Origin of the sequence: Mesorhizobium sp. M1A.F.Ca.IN.022.07.1.1 (genome assembly GCF_003997575.1) — a bacterium.
Taxonomy (GTDB): domain Bacteria; phylum Pseudomonadota; class Alphaproteobacteria; order Rhizobiales; family Rhizobiaceae; genus Mesorhizobium.
This window is the reverse complement of sequence record NZ_RZST01000496.1, coordinates 1-3,191: the sequence shown is the minus strand read 5'-3', so window position 1 is coordinate 3,191 and position 3,191 is coordinate 1. Positions and strand designations below refer to the sequence as shown.

The window sequence follows — 3,191 nt, the reverse complement described above, 5'->3', positions numbered from 1 at the left end:
GTAACGAGCCTCCCGACATCGACGTCGACTTCGAGCATGAACGGCGCGACGAGGTCATCGCTTATATTTACGAGAAATACAGCGCCAAGCGCACGGCGCTGGCCGCCGCCGTCATCAGCTATCGCGGCCGCTCCGCCCTGCGCGAGGTGGCGAAGGCCATGGGCTTGTCCGAAGACGTCCGGAGCGCCCTGTCGAGCACCATCTGGGGCTGGTCGACCTCGGAGCTCGGCGAAAGGGAAGCCAATGCCGGCGGCCTCGACCGCGCCGATCCGCTGTCGCGGCAGGTGCTGGAACGCGCCAACGAGATCATCGGCTTCCCCCGCCATCTCTCCCAGCATGTCGGCGGCTTCGTCATCACCCGCGACCGGCTCGACGAGGTCGTGCCCATCGTCAAGACGGCGATGGAAGAGCGCAAGATGGTCGAGTGGGACAAGGACGATCTCGACGCGGTGAAGATCCTCAAGGTGGATGTGCTGGCGCTCGGCATGCTGACCTGCCTGAAGCGAGCCCTGACCTTGCTCACGCATCATTATCCGCAGGCGCGTGACAAATACGGCCGGCCGCATCAGTTGAGCTCGCTGCCGCCGGAGGACCCTCGCGTCTACGACATGATCTGCCGGGCCGACACGCTGGGCGTCTTCCAGATCGAATCGCGCGCCCAGATGTCGATGCTGCCGCGGCTTCAACCGCGTGAGTTCTACGATCTCGTCATCGAGGTGGCGATCGTGCGGCCCGGCCCGATCCAGGGCGACATGGTGCACCCCTATCTGCGTAGACGGCAGGGCAAGGAGCAAGCCGAATACCCGAAGCCGGAACTGAAGGAGATTCTCGGCAAGACGCTGGGCGTGCCGCTGTTCCAGGAGCAGGCGATGAAGATCGCCATCGTTGCCGGCGGCTTCCAGCCGGGCGAGGCCGATGAGCTGCGGCGCGCAATGGCCACCTTCAAGCGCACCGGCACGATCGGCAACTACCGCCAGCGCATGATCGACGGCATGGTCGACAAGGGCTACCAAAAGGAATTCGCCGAGCGTTGCTTCAAGCAGATCGAAGGCTTTGGCGAATATGGCTTTCCGGAAAGCCACGCCGCCTCCTTCGCGCTGCTGGTCTATGCCTCCTGCTGGTTCAAGACCTTCTATCCCGACGTGTTCTGCGCCGCGATTTTGAACTCGCAGCCGATGGGATTCTATCAGCCGGCCCAGCTCGTTCGCGACGCGCGCGACCATGGCGTGGAGGTGCGCGAGGTCGATATCAACCATTCCGTCTGGGATTGCACGCTGGAGAAGTCCGGTTTCGATCCTTCGCGCATCCTCGAACGCCATGCCTCGATGCGCGGCGTCATCGAGACGGCTCATACGGTGCGGCTCGGCTTCCGTCAGATCAAGGGGCTTTCGGAGGAACGGATGGAGGCCGCCGTCGCCCGGCGCGGCGGCGGCTATCGATCGGTCAGGGATGTCTGGCTGCGTTCGGGCCTCGATGTCGGCGAGATCGAAAGGCTGGCCCAGGCAGACGCCTTCCGCTCGCTCGGCCTCGACCGACGCGCGGCGCTCTGGGAGGTGCGCGCGCTGGACGGCAGGAGCGCAGCCGAGAAACTGCCGCTGTTCGACCAGCCCACGCTCCGCCTGCGCGAGCTGGAGCCCGAGACGAAGCTGCCGAAAATGCCGCTCGGCGAGCATGTCGTCCACGACTATCGCTCGCTCGGCCTGTCGCTGAAGGAACATCCCATCGCCTTCCTGCGCGAGCGGCTTGACCGCGCCGGCATCACCCCTAATGTCCGCCTGCCGTCGGTGCGCGACGGCCGCCGCGTCACCGTCGCCGGCCTGGTGCTGGTGCGCCAGCGCCCCGGCAAAGGCAATGCGATCTTCCTAACGCTGGAGGACGAAAAGGCGATCGCCAATGTCATCATCTGGCCGCGCGTCTTCGACCGCTTCCGCTCTATCGTGATGGGCGCACGCTTCATCCGCGTCACCGGCAAGCTGCAGCAGGAATCGGATGTCATCCACATCGTCGCCGACAGGATCGAGGATTTGACGCCCTGGCTGAGCGTCCTCCTGCAGGAGCCGCCCACCATCGAGCATCAGCCCGCCGGGTCATCGAATGGACCGGAGCGCTCCGCGAACCGCAGCCTGCCGGTGGAGCGGCAGGATGTCGACGCCCTGTCGGGCGCGGCGCAACGGGTCATGCCCAAGGGGCGCAATTTCCAGTAGCGGCAACCGGCCCGCCGGCGCGATTCACGACGGACCGCCGAGCCGCGGCGGCGGCTTGAGCGCGTCTTCGGCCGAGATCGTGCGCGCTTCCGAAGGCAGCATGATCGGGATGCCGTCACGCACCGGATAGGCAAGCTTCGCCACGCGCGAGATCAGTTCGCTGCGCTCGGCGTCCCAGGTCAACGGTCCTTTGGTCAGCGGGCAGGCGAGCAGTTCCAGCAATTTCGGGTCGACCGTGGCTTTGCGCCCGTCACGTCCGTCCGCCATCTCGCTTTTCCATTGTCCAACTGCCGCCGGCCTAAGTGTTGAGATTCAGGTCAGGCCGATTTCACCTGAATCATTGCGCTTACTGCAGGCTCGAGCCAAAATCCTCATCCTCGCGCGCCAGCGTAATTTCGGTGATGGCGATCAGCGTCTCGGCGCGCGTCTTCAGGTCCGCCGCCTCGAGCAGGGCCTGCTTCTCGGCCGGCCCATAGGGCGCCATCATCGACAGCGCGTTGACCAGCATGGCGTTCTCGGCGCGGCTCACGCTTTCCCAGTCGGCCTCGAGGTCGTTGGCCTGCAGATAGGCGCGGAACGCCTTGAGCAGGGCAGGGCGGTCGACCTCGGCACCGGCCGGATCCTCCTCGAGATCGGCGAGGAAGGGTGCCATCCGGCATTGCCGGAACGGCGTCTTGACCGCCAGCTCATCCGTGACGCGGAAGCGGCAGACGCCTTGCAGCGAGATCAGGTAGCGCCCGTCGCCGGTCTCGGCAAGCGAGATGATGCGCCCGGCACAGCCGACGCTGCAAAGCTCGGGCTCGCCGTCGTCGCGCAACGCGCCGTCGAGGCTGGGCTGGATCATGCCGATCAACCGCGGCCCGGCCATCGCCTCATCGATCATCTCCAGGTAGCGCGGCTCGAAAATGTTGAGCGGCATGCGGCCGCCGGGCAGCAGCAGCGCCCCGGCGAGCGGAAACACCGGGATCCTCGACGGCAGATCCCTGG

The 3,191-nt window shown here is 65.9% G+C and carries 3 protein-coding genes; 1 reads left to right on the top strand and 2 read right to left on the bottom strand.

What is annotated here, in order from left to right:
* The coding region (locus tag EOA75_RS31055) for an error-prone DNA polymerase (protein ID WP_127325958.1) at positions 1 to 2,204 on the top strand (2,204 nt) is incomplete at its 5' end.
* A gap of 24 nt (positions 2,205 to 2,228) precedes the next feature.
* On the opposite strand, the gene EOA75_RS31050 is transcribed toward EOA75_RS31055, so the two are convergent.
* Both EOA75_RS31050 and EOA75_RS31045 read right to left on the bottom strand, forming a co-directional pair.
* Positions 2,229 to 2,471: a Trm112 family protein gene (locus tag EOA75_RS31050; protein ID WP_067323589.1), complete on the bottom strand. Its 243-nt coding sequence runs from the start codon at positions 2,469 to 2,471 to the stop codon at positions 2,229 to 2,231.
* A gap of 79 nt (positions 2,472 to 2,550) precedes the next feature.
* Entirely contained in the window at positions 2,551 to 3,183 is a 633-nt protein-coding gene (locus tag EOA75_RS31045; protein WP_245466790.1) for an LON peptidase substrate-binding domain-containing protein, read from the bottom strand.
* Positions 3,184 to 3,191: the final 8 nt, after the last annotated feature.